Raw genomic sequence first — 19851 nt, forward strand, 5'->3', positions numbered from 1 at the left:
TTCCCTGCCGATCAAGCTCACCTTTCGGCAACACGTACAGCCACCGGTAGATCGCCTCATGCGAGACGGTCCGGCCCTGAGCATCAACAGAACGTTCCATGAGCTCCACACTGGGATCCTGCGCCTCCAACCGCAACCTGCCCGCGATCTGCCGCGGCGTGCACGAGGACTTCAAGTCCGCGAGGACCCGCGCTCTGAGGATCGGATCACGGTCGATCACACGCTCCTGCGGACGCGAACGAGACTGCCGTGCAGTCTTATCCGCGGTGGCACACCGATACCCGCCGGTCTTCGTGGAGTTCCGGTGAATCTCCCGCGAGATCACCGACGGCGCCCTCCCCAGGTGCACCGCAATCGTCCGAATCGACCAGCCGGCCTTCAACCCCGTCGAGATCTCAACCCGATCCTCCACCGTCAACATCCGCCGCACATCAGCCCCGTATCGTCGCACCACCCCGGTCTACCAGGGCTGTTGCTACGACGCTATGACACCGCCACCTGCAGCGCACGGTCAAGACGAAGAAGACCGAGCTCCTCTTTCTTGCTCTCTTTCTCAAGCTGCTCAAGCCGGGCGGTCGGGCCGCGGTCATCGTGCCCGACGGTGTCCTCTTCGGCAGCTCCAAGGCCCACAAGGAGCTCCGCAGGATCCTCGTCGAGGACCAAAAGCTGGACGGTGTCGTCAAGCTCGCCTCCGGTGTCTTCAAGCCGTACACCGGCGTGTCCGCGGCGATCCTGCTCTTCACCAAGACTGACTCTGGCGGTACCGACGAGGTCTGGTTCTACGACGTGACCGCCGACGGTTTCACCCTCGACGACAAGCGGAATCCCGTGGACGACAACGACCTCCCCGCCGTCCGCGAACGGTGGGGGGAGCGTGATCGTGCCGAGCGCGAGCGCGCCCGCACCGACAAATCGTTCACCGTGCCCAAGGATGAAATCGTCGCTCACAGCTACGACCTCTCGATCAACCGCTACAAGGAGATCGAGTACGAGGAGGTCGAGCACCGGTCCCCGTTGGAGATCATCGCCGAGATCGAGAAACTCGAAGGTGAGATCGCGACCGGTCTCGCTGATCTGAAAGAGATGCTTCGGTGAGGACTGTTCCGCTCGGAGAAGTTGTTGAGTTTCGGTCCGGGGTTGGATTCCCTCTACGGATGCAAGGTCGAAGTTCCGGGCGGTTCCCCTTCGCGAAGGTAGGAGATATTTCGTCGATCGCCCGCGCGGGAGCGAGCGAAATTTCCGGAGCCGGCAACTATATTGATCGCGATGACGTTGTAGAACTTCGCGCGAGAACTATTCCGCCTGGGGCGACTCTGTTCGCAAAGATTGGTGAGGCGATTCGTCAGAATTATCGTGTGATCGCGGGTGTTGAAATGCTGCTGGACAACAACTGCATGGCAGCCATTCCGGATGATTCCGTTATGGACTATCGTTACTTGTTTGAAATGCTTAAGACGATCGATCTCTATCGCTATGCGTCATCTACCACGGTTCCTTCGCTTCGGAAATCCGACCTTGAGGGTATTCAAGTACCGTTGCCCCCGATTGCGGATCAGATCCGAATTGCGGCAATTCTGCACAGTGTGAACGTTGCGGTTCGCCTTAATAGGCGACTATTGGTGGACCATACGAGCCTGGTGGCATCTGCTCTGCACAGGCTTGTTGGCCAGGAAGTCGCACGCGTAAGTTTCTCATCGCTGATCCTGGAAGGCCCAACGAACGGAATATACCTACCCGCAACAAAGTATGGGTCGGGTACACCGATTCTTCGCATCGATGGCTTCGATGCGGCGGGTACGTTCGGCGCCAAGCCTTGGAGGCGGGTGGAAGTTGAGCGGACCGATCTCGAGAAGTTTGGTCTGCGAGATGGAGATATTGTGGTAAACCGCGTGAACGCCCTATCGCATTTGGGAAAGTCTGCCGTGATATCAGAGTTGCCCGAATTGTCGGTGTACGAGTCCAATATGATGAGGATGAGATTGGACGAGACTCGAGTGAATCCAGTATTCGTAGCCCACTGGCTTAATTCGAGTTCGGCAAAGAAGCAGGTTCTATCGAGAGCTAAGAAGGCGGTCAATCAAGCGAGTATTAATCAGAGCGATGTCCGATCTCTTCTGGTGCCGGATGTTGACAAGGCGCGACAGGACCTGTTTGCGCGCGAAGTAGCTCAAATACGCCGGAGTATGTTTCAGGTGAACGAGCGCTCTGTACTGCTCAAGGAGCTTTTGAGCTCGCTCCGTTCGAGAGCTTTCAGCGGGCAGCTCTGATGGGTATGCCGACGTGGGACGGGTTCATGGCGCCGGTGTTGCGGGAGTTGCTGCCGGGGGCGGTGGTCAAGCGGCGCGATCTTGAGGAACTTGTGATCGCTGCCGAGCAGCTGACGGACGAGGAGCGGGGCGAAACGTTGTCGTCCGGGCAGCTCAAGTACCGCAACCGAATCGGGTGGGCGACGTCGTACCTCGGCCGGGTGGGCGCGATTGCGCGGCCGGCGCGCCGTCAATATGCGATCACCGATGTCGGGAGGAAGCTGCTCGCCGATCACCCGGCAGGCATCACGGAGAAGGACCTCCGCGCACTGGCGGGTGATCCGACGGCTCCGCACACGTGGAAGGCGCTGCGGGCGCGCGAAGGCAAGGTGGGCACCGTCGAAGCCGATCCGGCGCCTGTTTCGGATCTCGACCCCGAGGAACAGATCTCGGACGGCATAGCCCGCATCAACGCGACCGTCGCCGACGAACTCCGCACCCGACTGCACGACAACAGCCCTGGCTTCTTCGAAGACACTGTGGTCGCACTGCTCGTCGCCATGGGGTATGGCGGGGCCGGCGGCAAAGCGACTGTCACCCAGGCGTCGAACGACGGCGGTATCGACGGGATCATCGACCAGGATGCGCTCGGCCTGAGTCGCGTGTATGTGCAGGCCAAGCGGTACGCGCCGGACAACTCCGTCGGGCGGCCGGAGTTACAGGCGTTCGTCGGTGCACTCAGCGGCAAGGCCGACAGCGGCGTCTTCATCACCACTGGCCGTTTCTCGAAGGGCGCGATCGAGTACGCCGAGATCGTGCCGACCCGGGTCATCCTCATCGATGGAGCCAGGCTCGCCGAGCTGATGATCCGCTACGGCGTGGGCGTCCAGGTGAAGCAGACACTCAAGATCGTCGAGGTCGACGAGGACTTCTTCGAGTAGATTTCAGACGAACCGGACGGATGTTCGAGGGGAGGAAGAGGAGCATGGGGAACTTCGATTTCGTCTACAAGGCACTGCCGTCGGTCCATGCGGACTGTGCGCGGGCCGAGTCGTACCTGAACTCCGATCCGCGGTCGGCGTGCTTCTACGGTCGGCGTGCGATCGAGGAGCTTGTGCACTACCTGTACGACCTGCTCGAGCTCCCGCCGCCGTACAAGAGTGACCTCGCGGCGCACATCAACGATCCGAAGTTCAAGGCCAAGGTCTCCCCGATGATTCAGCAGAAGCTGAATCTGATCCGCCGCAACGGCAACGATGCGGTGCACGACACTCGGCCCGTGCGTCCGGAGCGATCCGCGGATGTTCTGCGTGAACTGTTCCACCTCATGGTCTGGGCCACGCATTCGCACTCGCGTTTCCCGGAGCTCGCCCCGTTGGGCGCCCAGTTCAATCCCGCGCTGGCCGCGCAGTCCGCACCGCTGAGCCAGGGTGAGGTCGCCAAGCTGGCCGAGAAGTTCGCTGAGCAGGACGCTGCACTGGCGAAGCATCGTGAAGAGCTCGCCAAAGAGCGCGCCGAGAAGGCGGAACTCCAGGCGGCGCACGATGCGAAGATGGCCGAGCTGCAGAAGCAGATCGCCGCGGCGACTGCGAAGAATGCCGCGGACACGCACGACTACAACGAGGCCGCCACACGCGACGCCTTCATCGACCTCCTCCTCGACGAGGCCGGCTGGACGATCGGAGACACCGTCGGGTCGGCGACGGTGACTGCCGAGCACGAGGTGAACGGCATGCCGAACACATCGGGGCTGGGGTACGTGGACTACGTGCTCTGGGGGGGCGACGGTAAGCCGCTCGGGCTCATCGAGGCGAAGCGCACGAACAAGAGCCCGGAGGTCGGTCAGCAGCAGGCCAAGCTGTACGCCGACTGCCTTGAGAACGAGTACGGGCGACGCCCGGTGATCTTCTACTCGAACGGCTACAGCCACTGGATCTGGGACGATGCGGGCGGCTACCCGCCGCGCCAGGTACAGGGCTTCTGCACGCCGGACGAACTCGACTACCTCGTGCTGCGCCGCACCACCAGGAAGTCTCTTGCGACGGTCGAGGTCAACAGTGATATCGCTGGGCGCTACTACCAGGAACGCGCCATCCGAGCGGTCGATGACGCCTTCGGTCAGCGCAACCGCGATGCGCTCCTCGTCATGGCCACGGGGTCCGGCAAGACCCGCACCGTGATCGCGCTGGTTGACCAGCTCGCGCGTGCCAATTGGGTCAAGCGTGTGCTGTTTCTGGCAGACCGGACGGCACTCGTGACCCAAGCGGCGAACGCGTTCAAGGAGCACCTGCCGGACGCGACCACCGTGAACCTGGTGTCGGAGAAGGCGATCGACGGGCGCGTCTACGTCTCGACGTACCCCACGATGATGAACCTGATCAACGACGTCGACGGCGAGACCGGCCGGCGCTACGGGCCCGGCTTTTTCGACCTGATCGTGATCGACGAGGCGCACCGTTCGGTGTACGCGAAATACGGCGCGATCTTCGAGTGGTTCGACGGCCTACTCGTCGGCCTCACCGCGACGCCGAAGGACGAGGTCGATCACAACACGTACCGACTCTTCCACCTCGAAGACGGTGTCCCGACCGATGCCTACTCCCTCGAGGAAGCGGTGAAGGACGACTACCTCGTGCCGCCCAAGGGGATCTCGGTGGGAACGAAGTTCCTCCGCCAGGGGATTCGCTACGACGACCTCTCCGAGGAGGAGCGCGACCAGTGGGATGCGCTCGACTGGGGTGAGGGTGACCCTCCCGACGAGGTGGGTGCCGAGGCGATCAACAAGTTCCTGTTCAACGAGAACACCGTGGATAGGGTGCTCGCGAATCTCCTGGAGAACGGCCACAAGGTGGCGGGCGGCGACAGGCTGGCCAAGACGATCGTCTTCGCCAAGAACCAGGCCCACGCCGAGTTCATCCAGCACCGCTTCGACCTCCAATGGCCGCACTACGCCGGCATGTTCGCACGGGTCATCACGCACAGCTCGCCCTACGCGCAGAGCCTGATCGATGACTTCTCTACCGCGGACAAGGCACCCCACATCGCGATCTCCGTCGATATGCTCGACACGGGCATCGACGTGCCCGAGGTCGCGAACCTGGTCTTCTTCAAGGCGGTTCGATCCAAGTCCAAGTTCTGGCAGATGATCGGCCGCGGAACTCGTCTATGCCCGAACCTGTTCGGACCGGGTGAGGACAAGAAGGACTTCTACGTCTTCGACTTCTGCGGCAACCTCGAATACTTCAGCCAGGACCTCCCAGGATCCGAGGGATCGATCCAGAAGTCGTTGTCACAGAGGCTGTTCGAAGCACGTGTGGCGCTGTCGCGCTCGCTCACAGATTCGGACGGGGAGCTGAGGGGGTCGACGATCGATGCGCTGTACGACTACGTCTCGGGGATGAGCGTCGACAATTTCCTCGTACGCCCGCACCGCAAGGCGGTGGAGCGATTCGCCGACAGAGCCGCGTGGTCTCATCTGACTCCGGCCGACGAGGCGACGGTTTTGGAGCTCGCCGGACTACCCTCTGCGACCGTCGATTCGGATGAGAAGGCCAAGCGATTCGACCTCTTGATGCTGCGTGGTCAGCTTGCGCAGTTGGAAGGTGACGCCTCCACGTCGGAGCGGGTCCGGCAGGCCGCGCAGGACATCGCAGGCTCGCTCCTGGGGAAGATGACCATCCCGATGGTCCAGGCGCAGGCCGAGCTCATCGAGGCGGTCGCCGGCGACGAGTGGTGGGTCGACGTCACCGTCGCGATGCTCGAGGCTGCCCGCACCCGACTCCGTTCGCTGATGCGCTTCACGGAGACCGCGAAGACCAACCCGGTCTACACGGATTTCAAGGACGAGCTCTTCGCGCCGACCGAAATCAAGCTGCCGGGCACGGCGCCGGGGACGAACTTCGAGCGGTTCAAGGCGAAAACCTCAGCCTACCTGCAGTCCCAGTTCGAGAACGTCGTCCTGCAACGACTTCGTCGCAACAAACAGCTCACGCCCGCAGACCTGAAGGCCCTCGGCAAGATGTTGATCGACGCTGGTGGCACGGACGGCGACCTGGAGTGGGTGAAGGAGCGGAGCGGTGGCCTCGGCCTCTTCGTCCGCTCGCTCGTCGGCCTCGACCGGGGTGCCGCTGTCGAGGCGTTCGGCGACTTCCTCGACGACTCGAAGTTCTCCGTCGATCAGGTGCGGTTTGTGAACATGATCGTCGACGAACTGACCGCGAACGGCGTTGTCGAACCGAAGCGCCTGTTTCAAGCGCCGTACACCGACGCAGCCCAGGGCGGCCCCGACCACGTGTTTCCCGAGCGTGGACAGGTTCTGGAACTGGTCGGAATCCTCAAGCACATCAAGGAGTCCGCGGGCGTACAGGCTGACGCCTCGTAGGCTTGGCCGGAGGGTATTCCGGTTCGTACGAGGTCATCGCGGGCACCTGGGGAGGTAGGGCAAGCAATGGCGCATCCGGTGTTGTACGTCGTCCAGGACGAGTCAGGGGTGTTGCGGGGCCATTTCTCGCATGGTGGGGCGTACGGCGCTGCCGCGTGGCCTGCTTCAGCCGGGCCGGACGCGTTCCAGGCGGAGTTGACCGAGCCGTGCGCGTACGGCGTCGACTTGATCCACGAGTACATGCACCTCGATTCCGGAGTTCTCATGGACTGTGTGAGCAAGACCTTCACCTGGCACACGGTGTGGGACGAGGTCGGGCGCGCTCGGCTCGAGCATGCGGAACTCGCGCGAGCTTTCCCCGGGTGGAACGTGCGCTGGGCGGTCGAGGGAGCGTGGTCCTTCGCCGATGTGCTCGGAGTGCCGCGATCCGCGGTCGTGCGGGAGCAGTACGACCCTCAGCTCCTGCCGCTCGAGCTGCAGGCGGCCGATGACATGTTCAGCGACTGTGGCGGATGCGTCTTGACGGTGCGGGAAGCGGGTGAGACCAGGTCCTTCCCTTTGGTCGACTACGTCGACTACGCGATCACGATCGGGGCCGATGCCGCGATCGGAGCACGTTGGCCAGATGAGGAATTCGGTGTCGATGACGTCATGTCGGGCATCTGCGTCGATGTCGAGCGCAGGAAGGTCCAATGGTGGACCAGTACGGCAGCTGAGACGTTGTACCGTGCTGCGGTCACCCTATGGCCAGGATGGTCGTTCGAATGTATCGGTGATCGCTTCGAGGTGCACAACAGCTTCGCAGGCCGGCGTATCGCAGGCATCGACAGCGATCTCACGGTGCCGGATGGGATGAACATCGCTGAGCCGGTCCCCGTCGTCCGACCTGTGGGGCTGCATAGCTTTCGGTAAGTGAGGATCAGGGAGTTGCCGCTACCGCGGTCGCCCACCACCCGGCGGCGGCCCGGGCAGGCTCTGAACCTTCGGTGCAGTCCGAGTGTCCACCCCGACGGGCAGGACACGCTATACCCGGACTTCACGTCGCCGGTGACGGTGGCCAGTTGGTGGACCGTACTGTCATCGCCGAACACCAGTCGGAGGTCAGCGATACGTGGCTCAGGAGCGGCGTGTGTCGCCGGTGTCGGCGCCGGCCACTTGTCGGTGATCGCCGATACAGTTCCACGATGAAATGCTCGACACTGGTGTGCGGGTTGTTCGGGATACGGGGTGGTTGAATTGACTGCGAACTCAGGTTTGGAAACTGCGATCGACGAAGCAGTTCACCAGGCTGAAATTGAACGGGCAGCCATGCATGAATTGGTCAACGATATTCGTTCCGCTATCGAATCGGTTCGTACGCCTGGTGAACTCGAGTCTGGCGAACTGTGCCGGGTGCTTTCCGAGTTCACCGAGGCGGCTTCGGGGCTGATCGGTGATCGCGAGCAGGCTGAAACATTCAACATCGCGTTCTTCGGCCGCACGGGCGCGGGGAAGAGCACGCTGCTGTCCATCCTGGGGCGACTCGACGGCGAACGAGTATCCGACGGTCGCAGCGACTTCACCACGGACGTGGCACCCGTGGTGTGGAATCGGTGCGAGCTGTGGGACACCCCGGGGATCAACGGCTGGGGCAATCCGAGCACGTCCGTCGACGATTCCGACGGCGATTCCGCGCCGGAAGGAGCGAGGCAGCGGCGCGAGCAGCTGGAGGCCCGGGCGAGGCGCGCTGTGGAGAAGGCGGATCTGGTACTCCTGTGTTTCGACAGCCAGAGCCAGCAGGCCTCCGAATTCAGGAAGATGTCCGCGTGGGTTCAGGAGTACGGCAAGCCCGTCATCGCGGTCCTCAACGTGCGCAACGCGCGGTGGCGCCACTCGCAGAAGCTCGCGGCGATGCCGGCGCGGAGGACTCTTTCCCGCGCGGTTGCCGAGCACGCCGGCAACATCCGGGCGGAACTCGATCGCATCGGACTCGCGGGCACGCCGATCGTCGCCTATCACGCCCAACGCGCGCTGTTCGCGCGGGCATCGGAGCCCTACTCCGGGCCGGCGGCGAGTTCCATGGCCGTGGAACGAGAGAAGTTCGGGAAGGAATACCTCCTGGCGAGCTCCAACTTTCCTGCCCTTGAGCAGTTGATCGTCGGCGCCATCGCCAACGGTGCTGCCAGCCTGCGCAAGACGTCGATGCGGGACGGCCTACGAGGAGCTGCGGACCGTGCCGCCCTCGCTCTCACCGACATGGCCGCGGACGTGCAAGCGCGCGTGAACCTCACGGACGTGACCGCGGCCAAGCTCATCGAAGTACTCGGCTACCCGGAGGAGGATGGCCGAGCGGACCTGCTGGGCGAGGGGGAGCCACTGATCCAGGCCGCCGAGAATGCCCGCGGAGGCCCGTTCGCCGGAACCGCGAGCGGATCCATCGATCGGTACTTCGAGCGGTTGCTGGACAAGCACCTCGCTGCGCTGCGGCAATACATGCTGCGCGAGATCGAGTCACTCGTGGAGAGCCACCTCGACGACGGGAAGGACACCACGGTCGAGGAGGTGCGTGCGGTGTACGACCGCCACCGGGACGACCTGAAGATCGCGGTCTCTGAAGTGTGGGCCGCGGCGGGCGCGTTCCTCGACCGGAAGGTGAGTGTCGCGCTCGCCGGGGGCGAGCGCGAGATCGGATTGAATGGCGGCGCCGCCGTGGGCCACGACGACGGCGTGAAGGGGATCATCGGCCGAATCCTGAGGTCCGTGGGGATCGCGGCCGGAGCGGCGAGCGGCGTGCTCGTCCTTCCGTCGGTGGCGAACTTCTGGAACCCAGGTGGATGGGTCGGCGGCGCGGCCGTCGTCGGGTTGAACGCCGTGGGTATGACGGCGAGCATGGTCGGTGAGAAGCTCAGTACGGACGGCGAGAAGGACAGTGCGGCGCACCGTTCCCGAGCGCTCGCGGCCGCGAGGGACGCGGTGAACGAGTCCTTCGACGAGGTCGAGGCGGACGTGCGTAGGGCGTTTCACGAGCAGAAGTGGGTGGCTGCCGCGCCCCACGTCAATGCCGCTCTCGCGCAGCTCGTCACAGTGCACGACTATGCGAGATCGGTGCCTGCCGCCACTGCGCAGATCGGGTTGGCCCGCGATCGCATCCGCAGTTCTCCGCAGCCGGGCCTCGTCATCGCCCGGGCGACCGAGCAGGTCCTGGCGTCGAGGAGGCGAGAATCCGGCGCGGCGCTGTCAGCTGATGATCTGTGGCTGGGTGAGGACTGGATCGATTCCGAGTGTGCGGAATCGACGGAGATCGATGCCGCGGTGCGTGAACAGCTCGGTGCGGCCAGTGGAGCGGACCGGACGAGGCTGGACGATCTTCTCGCCGGGGCCTGGTCACCCGTCGATGAGGTGGACTTCGTCGCGTGGTGTCAAGAGGTCGTGGCGGCGGTGGACGGTGCGACTCGCGAGCGGATCGAAGCTGTTCGCGCCCGCTTCGACGGAATTCCGTCCATCGTGGTCGTCGGTGATTACAGCGCCGGGAAGAGCAGCCTGGTCAAGCGGCTGCTGGTCGAAGTCGGCGCCTCGAGCCCGCGCGAGATTCGGATCTCCGGTTCGGTTGCGACTGACACCGTGCAGGTGTGCGATGCGGGGCACTTCCGAGTGGTCGACAGCCCCGGATTCCAGAGCGGCCGGGCAGGTCACGACGAGGTAGCGCGCATGGCATCGGTCGGAGCCGCACTCGTCATCATCGTCGTGCACGTGAACCTGATGATCGGAGATACCGAACTCATCGAGGAGATCGTCGTCGGGAGCGATACCGCACCGGGGAAAGGCCGGCGGGTGCTGTTCCTCGTCAACCGCGCTGACGAACTGGGCGCCGACCCGACCGTCGCCCCGGAGGACTTCGCTCGATTGAAGGAGCTGAAGGCGGCCGAGTTGCGCACCGCACTGATGTCGAGGTCGATCGACATCGACCCGCTTCAGGTTCACCTCGTTGCCGGTGATCCGTTCGGACAGTTCGCAGATCGGCCGAGCGTTGTTCCGGCCGATTTCGATGAGCACCGGGCATGGGACGGCATCGACCCGCTCAAGAGCGCGCTCCTCGGTTTCAGTCGTGGTGCTGCACGCGCCGGCGCGGCGCGCGGTTTGATCGATGAAGTGAGCGCGATTCTTGGCACCCGGGCGCAACTGATCGCGACGGAGGTCGCAGTGCTCGAAGCCGAGGACGAAGAGACGAGCGGCCTTCGTGATGCGTTGACTGATGCTGTGAATGCGGCGCGGATTCTCGAGGGTTCCGTGCGGACTCGGGTGGCGAAGCTCGTCCGAGCTCGTACCGAGCGAGCGATCGACGAGATCAGAAAGGTCGTGCCCGGTGATGGTGCAGGTCTCCAGAAGGCCACGGAGTGGGCGGACGAAGATCTCTGGAGAGAATTGGACAGACTCTTCCGCGCAGTCGAGACGGAGTGTCAACACCTGATCGACGAACACACGTCCGCGATCCAACGTGAACTGGAGTTGTCCCGCGTCGAGCTCGCAGGCGGGCCGACCGACACCGAACCCGCCGAGAAGGTCGACGCGCCTGGCGGGCAGGGAGGTGGGGCCGCGGACATCGGTGCCAAGGCCTTCGGTATTTCTGCGAGCCTCGCGAAAGCGCTGGGGAACCGGAACGCGGCCTATGCCATCGGCAAAATGGCTGGGGTGAAGTTCAAACCGTGGGGCGCGGTGAATGCAGGAAAGACGATCGGCAAAGCTGCGCCGATCCTGAGCTTCGTCGGCGCCGGTCTCGATGCCTACAAGATGCGCGCGGACGCGGTGGCAAAAGACAAGATGAGCGCGGCTAAAGTGAGTGCGGTGGAAGCGGTTCGCGCGAGCGGCGCTGAAACGATCGACGCGGTGATGCGAGGCGACGATGAGCGGCAGGGACCAGGGTCGGTGTTGTCCGCGTTCTCGACGACTGTTCGCGGGTTCGACGACGAGCTCAGTGATGCGCAGTCCGAATCCGCACGGCGACGGGACGAACTTCTCGCGGAGAGCGAGCGAATCATTCAACTATTGGCGGCAGCAGGCCGCCTTACGCGCACCAATTCGAGGGAGTACTGACGAGATGAACATCGATTCGGCCATGCACTGGTACGAGGAGGCCAGTGGTAGCGATGCCGCTGTTAACAACTGGTCGGCGTTCGCCGGGACTCCCGGCCCGGTCGTCACAGTGCTCGGGTCGTACGACGTGGGGAAGAGCAGTCTGATTCGGCGGCTTCTGGTCGATGCCAGTGTGTCCGTTCCAGACTGGCTGACGATCAGCGCCCGCCACGAGACGTTCGAGGTGAACGAGGTCGAGGTGGGCGGTGTGCGGCTGCGGGACACCCCGGGGCTGGCAGTGGAAGCCGACGACGCAAGGGGCCAGTCGAACACCGGGCTGGCGGTTTCCGCGGCCGCCGCGACGGACGTCCTGATCGTCGTCGTGAGCCCGCAGCTGGCTACGGCGGAGGCCGATGTCCTTCGAGCGTTGGTGGCTCGCGGGTGGGATCCCGGCACTCTGTGGTTCGTGATCTCGCGGTTCGACGAAGCAGGAGTCGATCCGGACTCCGACCCCGCCGGCTACCGCGATCTCGCCGACCGCAAGCAGCTCGAGCTTCGGACGTCGTTGTCCCTGCCTGAGGGCGTGCCGGTGTTCGTCGTCGCCGCGGATGGATTCCAGTACGCATCCAACGACCCCAGCCCGGATTCCTCGGTCTGGGAGTCGAATCGCGGTTGGGACGGAATGGGCGCGCTTGCGCGGGCGCTGACGGCGGTGCCGGAAGATCGGGCCCGACTCCGTAGCGCCGCCGAGGAGCGGTACTGGCGTGCAATTGTTCGGGACCACGTCGAGGGGATCGAGGCGCAGATCCCGGAAATGGAGGCAGCGGCGCACCAGGCGCACCTCGTTGAGGAATCGACTCGGGCGTGGCGGGAGGAGCTCGGGCATCTCGATGCGGCGGCGAAGGCGGGTCTGCGTGGGATTCTCACACAGACGGCGCGCGATGGGTACGCCGCCGATCCGGACAGTTGGACCGCGGTCGGCGAGGCATTGTCTCGGGAGTTGGATACTTGGATCGACAAGGAATCCGTCGACCTCGATCGCTTCATCTCCGATGTCAACCGGAGCGCCAGGACCGAGCGTCAGAGTCCGAACTGGCAAAAACTCGACGATCTGGTGACCGCCGCGCTCGACTACGACGTCGATGATGTCGATGGGCCCGAGATCGCCGAGAGGCTGCAGGAGTACGCGCCGTATGTGGTGCAGGCCATCGTGGTCGGCATTCCATTGATCCTCCATCTCAGGGAGAAGAAGCTGGCCGGACTCGCGGATCTGGAGGCTGTGGTCGGTGCGCAGAAGGATCGTGTGCACGCAGTGAACAGCGGAGCCGAAACGGTCATCTCGGCTGTCGCTCCGCTCATCACGGCGTTCGTCGCCGGAAGGGCACAGGCTCGCGCGAATCGAGAGGCGTGGCGGCTCCAGGTCGATGAGTTCATCGGCAAGGTGAAAGAACTGGCGCTCGAGCAGTGGAGTATCTGCACGAGCGAGGCCGCGACGCTGATCGAAATCGCCGGCGGGGGACAAGCGCAGCTCGCTGCCGGGCTCCGTTCTGCGCTTGAGGACGCGTGCCGGACGAGCGCTGCGGGGCGATTGCTCCTGAACGAGGAATGACTCGTGCAGCGCCCATCCACGGTAGAGCCGAGGGCCAGCGCTGCCCGTGCCGTCGGGCGTAGCATGTGCCCATGACCGCAGCGACTCGTCCGCGCCTCCTCTCCCTGGAGGAGTGGCGTGCCTTGGGGGAGGACGACGTGTCGCGGGTGGAGCTTCAGGAGGGGGTCCTGATCTTGTCGCCACGTCCGCGATCCAAGCATTCGCTCGCCGTGTCCCGGCTCTGGGCGCAGCTCGACGCCGCTGCGCCCGTTGAACTCGCTGCGCGCGAGGAAGTCGATATCGTCATCGAACCGACGACCCCCGCCACGGTCCGGGTGCCGGACATCGTCGTCCTCCGGGACGGGGCGGTGGAGCCCTACGGCGCCGAAGACGTGCTCCTCGCCGTCGAGGTGCTGTCGCCGGGTACCCGAGGAATCGACCTGGTGATGAAGCGCAGCGAATACGCGAACGCGGGGATCCCGCACTACTGGATCGTCGACCTGGACGGTGCGGGCGAAGCGGTGCAGGTCCAGATCCTTCGCCTGGTCGACGGTGCCTACCAGGCGTCTGCGCGGACCGTCCGGTTCACGGTGACCGATCCCTTCGAGGTCACGGTCGACCTCACCCGTCTCACCTGACCGCTACCGCGGCCGCCCGCCGCCAGCGGGCGGCCCGGGCATGCTCTAAACCTTCGGTGCAGTCCGTGTGTCCACCCCCACGGGCAGCGACACGCGATACCCGGACTTCACGTCACCGGTCGCGGTGGCTCACTGGTGTCCTTGTGAATCCGCTGGGAGCCCCACTTGTCAGACCCCGGCGATAGCCTTCGGACATCGTCGAAGGGGGCACGATGTCGGACCTGCAACCACTGCTCACGGCGCAGATCGTCCCGCCCGAGCGGGCAGCGGATTACCTGCGCGCCATCGACATCGAGGTCGAGGACCTGTACGCCGCGGTCGCCGAGGGCGTGCGCTGTGCGGAGGAGCTCGACCACTTCGCCCCGCCCACCGCACCGGGCCTGATGCGCTGGGTCGGCGTGGTGGCCGAGCTGCGTCGCCGGCTCGCGGCCACCGGCCGGTGGATCCCGGACGATCGCCGCGGGCAGCCGGTGAGCCGCCACGTCGAGAGCCGCCGCACACTCGCCGTCATGAGCGGCGATTGGGCAACAGGAAGCCCGCATTCGGCGTTCGGGCCCCACACCGTCCGGCGCAAAGGACGCGCCACCGCCGATTCCTTCCACCCCGACGAGGTGCTGTTCCCGCTCGAGGCCGTCACGCCGCCCCGGTGGTCCGACGGTGCGCTCGCCGGGACCTGGGTGCTCCTCTACCGCGACGACGGTGCGGCGATCCGCCTGGAGGTCTCCCAACCCGCCGGTTTCGACAGTGACTCCGGACAGTTCACCGGCTGGACGGTGCGCGTCCTGCTCGACGACTGGCGCCCGGGCGATCGGCGTCGGCCGCCCTCGGGCATCGGTGCCGGGTTCGACCTGCAGCTCGTCCGCTCCGTCGCATGACGGCCCGCGCAGGCAGGAGCGGCGGCACAGGCTCGGCGAAAGCGGGCCGCGGACCGTCGGGCATGGGGTAGTGATGGTCCATGCCCGAACCGATCCTGCCCCTGGTCTCGACGATGCAAGACGAGCAGCTCTCGCTCGCGACCCTCCTCAAGCACGCCACCACCTGGTACGCGGACGCCGCGGAGGTGGCCACGTGGACGCCGGAGAAGACCACCCGGATGAGCTTCCGGGAGATGGGGCGCGACGCGGCCCGGCTCGCACACGCGCTGAAAGCGCTCGGTGTGGTCCCGGGGGACCGGGTGGGAACCTTCCAGTGGAACAACAACGAGCACATGACGGCGTACGTCGCCATCCCGGCGATGGGCGCGGTGCTGCACACCATCAACATCCGCCTGTTCCCCGAACAGATCACCTACATCGCCAATCACGCCGCGGACCGCGTGATCATCGCCGACGGCAGCCTGATTCCGCAGCTCAACGCAGCAATCGGCGGCATGACCACGATCCAGCACGTCATCGTGGTCGACGGCGACAAGAGCCTGGTCGAGGCGCCCACGGGGGTGCAGCTGCACGACTACCGAGACCTGCTCGACGCGCAGGGTGACGAGTACGACTGGCCGGACATCGACGAGCGCGCCGCCGCGGCAGCCTGCTACACCTCCGGCACCACCGGTGATCCCAAGGGCGTCATGTACAGCCACCGCAGCATCTGGCTGCACTCCACCGCGGTCTGCGCCAGCTACGGCCTGGGGATGGGCCCGAACGACACGGTGCTGCCGATCGTGCCCATGTTCCACGCGATGAGCTGGGGCACCCCGTTCGGCGCCCTCATGTCCGGTGCCTCGCTGATCCTTCCGGACCGGTACCTGCAGCCCGAGCCCATGGTCCGCCTCCTCGCGGAGGAGAAGCCGACGATCTCGGCCGCCGTTCCGGCCGTGTGGATCGGCATCGTCAACCACCTCGACAAGAACCCGCAGGACATCACGCATCTGCGGCACATCGCGTGCGGCGGCTCGGCGGTCCCGCCCAGTCTCGCGCAGGCCCTGGATCGGCACGGCGTGTCGATCGTCCAGGCCTGGGGTATGACGGAGACCTCGCCGCTGGCGAGCATCGCCTGGCCGCCGCGGGGTGTCACCGGCGACGACGCCTGGGCCTACCGCAATACGCAGGGCCGGTTCCTTCCGGGCGTGCAGGGCCGCCTCGTCGACGACCTGGGCGAGGTCGTCCCGGCTGACGGCGTCGCCCAGGGGGAGGTGCAGGTCCGCGGCCCCTGGGTCACCGGCAGCTACTACAGCCCGGAGGGCTCCGAGCCCGTCGGCGCGGACAAGTTCGAGAACGGGTGGCTGCGCACCGGCGACATCGGCAAGTTGACCCCGGACGGCTACGTGACTCTCGTGGACCGGTCCAAGGACGTCATCAAGTCCGGCGGCGAGTGGATCAGCTCCGTCGAGCTCGAGAACGAGGTCATGGCCCACCCCGCGGTGCTCGAAGCGGTGGCCATCGGCGTCCCGGACCCGAAGTGGGACGAGCGGCCGCTGGTTGCCGTCGTGCTCCACCCCGGTGCCGAGGTCACCATCGGTGAACTGCGCGAACACCTCGTCGGCAAGTTTGCGAAGTGGCAGATCCCCGACAACTGGGCGTTCATCGCCGAGGTGCCGAAGACCTCCGTGGGCAAGTTCGACAAGAAGGTTCTGCGGGCGCAGCACGCGGAGGGAGACCTGGACGTGCGCAGCGAATAGCGATTCGGGCGGGCGTGTCAGAACATTGTGGGTTGACACAATGATGCATTCTGAATCCTGAAAAGTCTGCCGACCCGCGCTCGCAGGTGATCACCAGGTAGCCCGATGCCGGCGTCCACCACCGGGCTGACCACCCGGGAGTAGATGTCCGCGTCGCCGGACGCCGCCCGGACCACCCACCGAACATGTCGGCCACCCGTCCTAATCTGGACGGGTGGCCGATCCGCAGAGTTACCGTCCCGCACCGGGCACCATTCCCACGCAACCCGGTGTGTACAAGTTCCGGGACAAGCACGGCCGGGTCATCTACGTGGGCAAGGCGAAGTCGCTGCGCAGCCGCCTGAACTCCTACTTCGCCGATGTCTACGGGCTGCACCCGCGCACCCAGCAGATGGTCACCACCGCGGCATCGGTCGAGTGGACCGTCGTGGGCACCGAGGTCGAGGCGCTGCAGCTCGAGTACAACTGGATCAAGGAGTTCGATCCGCAGTTCAACGTCCGCTACCGGGACGACAAGACCTACCCGATGCTGGCGGTCACGCTCAACGAGGAGTATCCGCGGCTGTACGTCTACCGTGGGCCACGGCGTAAGGGCGTGCGGTACTTCGGCCCGTACAGCCACGCGTGGGCCATCCGCGAGACGCTGGACCTGCTGCTCCGCGTCTTCCCGGCGCGTACCTGCTCGGCGGGAGTGTTCAAGCGGCACAGCCAGATGGGTCGCCCCTGCCTGCTCGGCTACATCGACAAGTGCTCGGCGCCGTGCGTCGGTCGCGTCACGGCCGAGCAGCACCGCGACATCGTCCTGGACTTCTGCGACTTCCTCGCCGGCCGGACCGACAACCTGATCAAGCAGCTCGAGACCGAGATGCTCACCGCCAGCGAGGAGCTGGACTTCGAGCGTGCCGCGCGCCTGCGCGACGACGTCTCCGCGCTCCGCAAGGCCGTCGAGAAGCAGGCCGTGGTGCTCGGAGACGGCACCGACGCCGACGTCATCGCCTTCTCTGCCGACGAGCTCGAGGCCGCGGTGCAGATCTTCCACGTCCGTGGCGGCCGGGTCCGTGGCCAGCGCGGGTGGGTGGTGGAGAAGCCGGGCGATGCGGAGCAGAACGAGCACGCGGAACTCCTGGAGCAGTTCGTCACCCAGTTCTACGGCGAGGAGGCCGAGCGGGCGAAGCAGTCGGGGGAGGACGCGCCCAACCCGGTGCCGCGCGAGGTCCTCGTCCCCGTGTTGCCGGACGACGCGGACGAGCTGCAGGACTGGCTCTCCGGGCTGCGGGGCGCCCGCGTCTCGCTGCGGATCCCGCAGCGCGGCGACAAGCGCACGCTCATGGAGACGGTGGAGCGCAACGCCGTCGAGGCCCTGCACCAGCACAAGCTCAAGCGCTCCGGCGATCTCACCGCGCGCTCGGCCGCCCTGCAGGGCCTGCAGGACGCGCTGGACCTGGACGAGGCGCCGCTGCGCATCGAGTGCGTGGACATCAGTCACATCCAGGGCTCCGACGTGGTGGCCTCGCTGGTCGTCTTCGAGGACGGGCTGGCGAAGAAGTCGGACTACCGGCACTACGGCATCAAGGAGGCCGCGGGCGACGGCCACAGCGACGACGTGGCGTCGATCGCCGAGGTCACCCGTCGTCGCTTCCTCCGGCACCGGGCCGACGCGCGCCAGGAGGAGGGGGCCGACCCCGCCGGCGGCGACAACGGCGGCGACCTGGCCCCGGAGGCGGCGATCGATCCGCAGACGGGGCGGCCCCGCCGGTTCGCGTACCCGCCGAACCTCTACGTGGTCGACGGTGGCGCGCCCCAGGCCGCGGCCGCGCAGGAGGTGCTCGACGAGCTCGGCGTGACCGACGTCGCGGTCGTGGGCCTCGCCAAGCGGCTCGAGGAGGTGTGGGTGCCGGGCGAGGACGACCCCGTCATCCTCCCGCGCAGCTCCGACGCGCTGTTCCTGCTGCAGCGGGTCCGCGACGAGGCGCACCGGTTCGCGATCTCTTTCCATCGCAGCAAGCGGTCGAAGCGAATGACGGTCAGCGCGCTGGACGCGATCCCCGGCCTCGGTGACACGCGGAAGGCCGCGCTCATCGAGCACTTCGGGTCGGTGGCCAAGCTGCGGGAGGCGAGCCTGGAGGAGATCGTCGAGGTCCCCGGCATCGGGCTCACCACCGCCCGCACCGTGCTCGACGGCCTGCGCACCGACGGCGTGTGAACGCCCCCGGCGTGGTGGCGCAGGTCGCCCCCGTCCTCGGCTTCCTACTCGCGATCACGGTGGTCGCCGAGGTCGCGCAGCTGGCGGGTGTGTTCGACGCGCTCGGCGTCCTCGCCGCCCGGCTCGGTCGTGGCCGGGTGCTGTTCATGTGGCTGTGGGTGGTGCTGGTCGCGTGCGTGGCCACCATCGTCCTGAGCCTGGACACCACCGCGGTGCTGCTCACCCCGGTGGTCCTCGCGGCGGCCCGCCGACTCGGGATCGCGCCGCTGCCCTTCGCGATGACCACGGTGTGGCTGGCGAACACCGCCTCGCTGTTGTTGCCGGTCTCCAATCTCACGAACCTGCTGGCCGTGTACCACCTGGAAGGCGGCGTGCGGGTCTACACGGCCGTGTCCTGGCGGCCCGCGCTCGCCGCGATCGTGGTCACCGTCGCGATGCTGTGGTGGCTGCACCGCCGCGCGCTGCGCGGCACCTACGCCGTGCCGGTGTACGAGCCGCCGCCGGACCGGGTGCTGTTCGGCGCCGCCGCGGCGGTCTGCGCCGCACTGGGACCCGCGTTTGCGCTCGGCGCCCCGCCCTGGGTGGCGGCGACGGCGGCCGCGGTGGTCCTGGTCGGCGCGCTCGCGGTCCGGCAGCCGCGGCGGCTCCGCGAGGTCGTGATGCCGTGGCGGATGGTACTGATCCTCGCGGCCGTGTTCGCCGCGGTCCAGGTGGCGCTCGGCCTCGGCCTGGAGGGAGTCCTGCGCGAGGTCGCGGGGGCGGGCACGGCACCGTCGGACCTGCTGCGGTTGGCGGGGGTCGGGGCCCTCGCCTCGAACGGCGTCAACAACCTGCCCGCGTACCTCGCCCTCGAACCCGCCGCGACGGGAGAACCCGTGCGGCTCATGGCACTCCTGATCGGCGTGGGCGTGGCACCGCTCGTCACCCTGTGGGCGTCACTGGCCACCCTCCTGTGGCGGGAACGGTGCGCCCGCGCGGGATTGCGGATCGATGCCCGACGGTTCGCGGTGCACGGCCTGATCCTCGCCGTGCCGGCCACCGTAATCGCGGTTCTGGTTCTCTGACGCGTCAGGTATGTCCGGTTGCTCCCGATCTCCTCGGGCTTAGTGTAGCGTCGCCTTACTCCCGCCCG

Annotated in this window: 12 protein-coding genes and 1 pseudogene; 12 read left to right on the top strand and 1 reads right to left on the bottom strand. The window is 66.1% G+C overall.

Going from position 1 to position 19851, the window contains the following annotated elements:
* The coding region (locus tag AXK61_RS19090) for a helix-turn-helix domain-containing protein (protein ID WP_156485754.1) at positions 1-421 on the bottom strand (421 nt) is incomplete at its 3' end.
* 71 nt (positions 422-492) lie between these two features.
* On the opposite strand from AXK61_RS19090, the pseudogene AXK61_RS19095 reads away from it, so the two are divergent.
* The 12 genes and pseudogenes from AXK61_RS19095 to AXK61_RS19145 all read left to right on the top strand — a co-directional run.
* Positions 493-1095 (top strand): annotated as a pseudogene (locus AXK61_RS19095) (HsdM family class I SAM-dependent methyltransferase); the annotation flags it as partial.
* Positions 1092-2267, top strand: coding sequence for a restriction endonuclease subunit S (locus AXK61_RS24540; RefSeq protein ID WP_082789446.1), 1176 nt, complete (start codon positions 1092-1094; stop codon positions 2265-2267). The pseudogene AXK61_RS19095 and the gene AXK61_RS24540, both read left to right, overlap by 4 nt.
* 26 nt (positions 2268-2293) lie before the next feature.
* Positions 2294-3187 carry a restriction endonuclease gene (locus AXK61_RS19100; protein WP_231855605.1) on the top strand — a complete coding sequence of 298 codons (894 nt, stop codon included), beginning with the start codon at positions 2294-2296 and terminating at the stop codon, positions 3185-3187.
* Between the two features lie 44 nt (positions 3188-3231).
* On the top strand, positions 3232-6627 hold the full coding sequence (locus AXK61_RS19105; protein WP_068746701.1) for a DEAD/DEAH box helicase family protein: 3396 nt from the start codon (positions 3232-3234) through the stop codon (positions 6625-6627).
* 66 nt (positions 6628-6693) lie between these two features.
* A complete protein-coding gene (locus AXK61_RS19110; RefSeq protein ID WP_068746702.1) occupies positions 6694-7539 on the top strand; it encodes a hypothetical protein in 846 nt (281 codons plus the stop codon).
* Positions 7540-7854: 315 nt separating this feature from the next.
* Positions 7855-11697: a GTPase gene (locus tag AXK61_RS19115; RefSeq protein WP_156485756.1), complete on the top strand. Its 3843-nt coding sequence runs from the start codon at positions 7855-7857 to the stop codon at positions 11695-11697.
* 4 nt (positions 11698-11701) lie between these two features.
* Entirely contained in the window at positions 11702-13285 is a 1584-nt protein-coding gene (locus AXK61_RS19120) for a GTPase domain-containing protein (RefSeq protein ID WP_068746704.1), read from the top strand.
* 71 nt (positions 13286-13356) lie between these two features.
* Positions 13357-13902: a Uma2 family endonuclease gene (locus AXK61_RS19125; protein WP_068746705.1), complete on the top strand. Its 546-nt coding sequence runs from the start codon at positions 13357-13359 to the stop codon at positions 13900-13902.
* A gap of 212 nt (positions 13903-14114) precedes the next feature.
* Positions 14115-14777 carry a hypothetical protein gene (locus tag AXK61_RS19130; protein WP_068746706.1) on the top strand — a complete coding sequence of 221 codons (663 nt, stop codon included), beginning with the start codon at positions 14115-14117 and terminating at the stop codon, positions 14775-14777.
* An 80-nt stretch (positions 14778-14857) separates the two neighbouring features.
* The gene (locus AXK61_RS19135; RefSeq protein ID WP_156485757.1) at positions 14858-16516 is read left to right on the top strand and encodes a long-chain fatty acid--CoA ligase; all 1659 of its coding nucleotides are present in this window, start codon (positions 14858-14860) and stop codon (positions 16514-16516) included.
* Between the two features lie 214 nt (positions 16517-16730).
* Positions 16731-18719, top strand: coding sequence for an excinuclease ABC subunit UvrC (uvrC, locus tag AXK61_RS19140; protein ID WP_068746707.1), 1989 nt, complete (start codon positions 16731-16733; stop codon positions 18717-18719).
* Positions 18716-19783, top strand: a complete 1068-nt coding sequence (locus AXK61_RS19145) for an SLC13 family permease (protein WP_068746708.1) — start codon at positions 18716-18718, stop codon at positions 19781-19783. The genes uvrC and AXK61_RS19145 overlap by 4 nt, the downstream gene beginning before the upstream one ends.
* Positions 19784-19851 lie beyond the last annotated feature (68 nt).

It is taken from the genome of Tsukamurella pseudospumae (genome assembly GCF_001575205.1).
In the GTDB taxonomy this organism is placed as follows: domain Bacteria; phylum Actinomycetota; class Actinomycetes; order Mycobacteriales; family Mycobacteriaceae; genus Tsukamurella; species Tsukamurella pseudospumae.

Excerpts from the sequence above, each read along its gene's own strand:
- AXK61_RS19135 (WP_156485757.1), top strand. The coding sequence starts at position 14,858 with ATGCCCGAACCGATCCTGCCCCTGGTCTCGACGATGCAAGACGAGCAG.
- AXK61_RS19125 (WP_068746705.1), top strand. The coding sequence starts at position 13,357 with ATGACCGCAGCGACTCGTCCGCGCCTCCTCTCCCTGGAGGAGTGGCGT.
- AXK61_RS19105 (WP_068746701.1), top strand. The coding sequence starts at position 3,232 with ATGGGGAACTTCGATTTCGTCTACAAGGCACTGCCGTCGGTCCATGCG.
- AXK61_RS19100 (WP_231855605.1), top strand. The coding sequence starts at position 2,294 with ATGGCGCCGGTGTTGCGGGAGTTGCTGCCGGGGGCGGTGGTCAAGCGG.
- AXK61_RS19110 (WP_068746702.1), top strand. The coding sequence starts at position 6,694 with ATGGCGCATCCGGTGTTGTACGTCGTCCAGGACGAGTCAGGGGTGTTG.
- AXK61_RS19120 (WP_068746704.1), top strand. The coding sequence starts at position 11,702 with ATGAACATCGATTCGGCCATGCACTGGTACGAGGAGGCCAGTGGTAGC.
- AXK61_RS19130 (WP_068746706.1), top strand. The coding sequence starts at position 14,115 with ATGTCGGACCTGCAACCACTGCTCACGGCGCAGATCGTCCCGCCCGAG.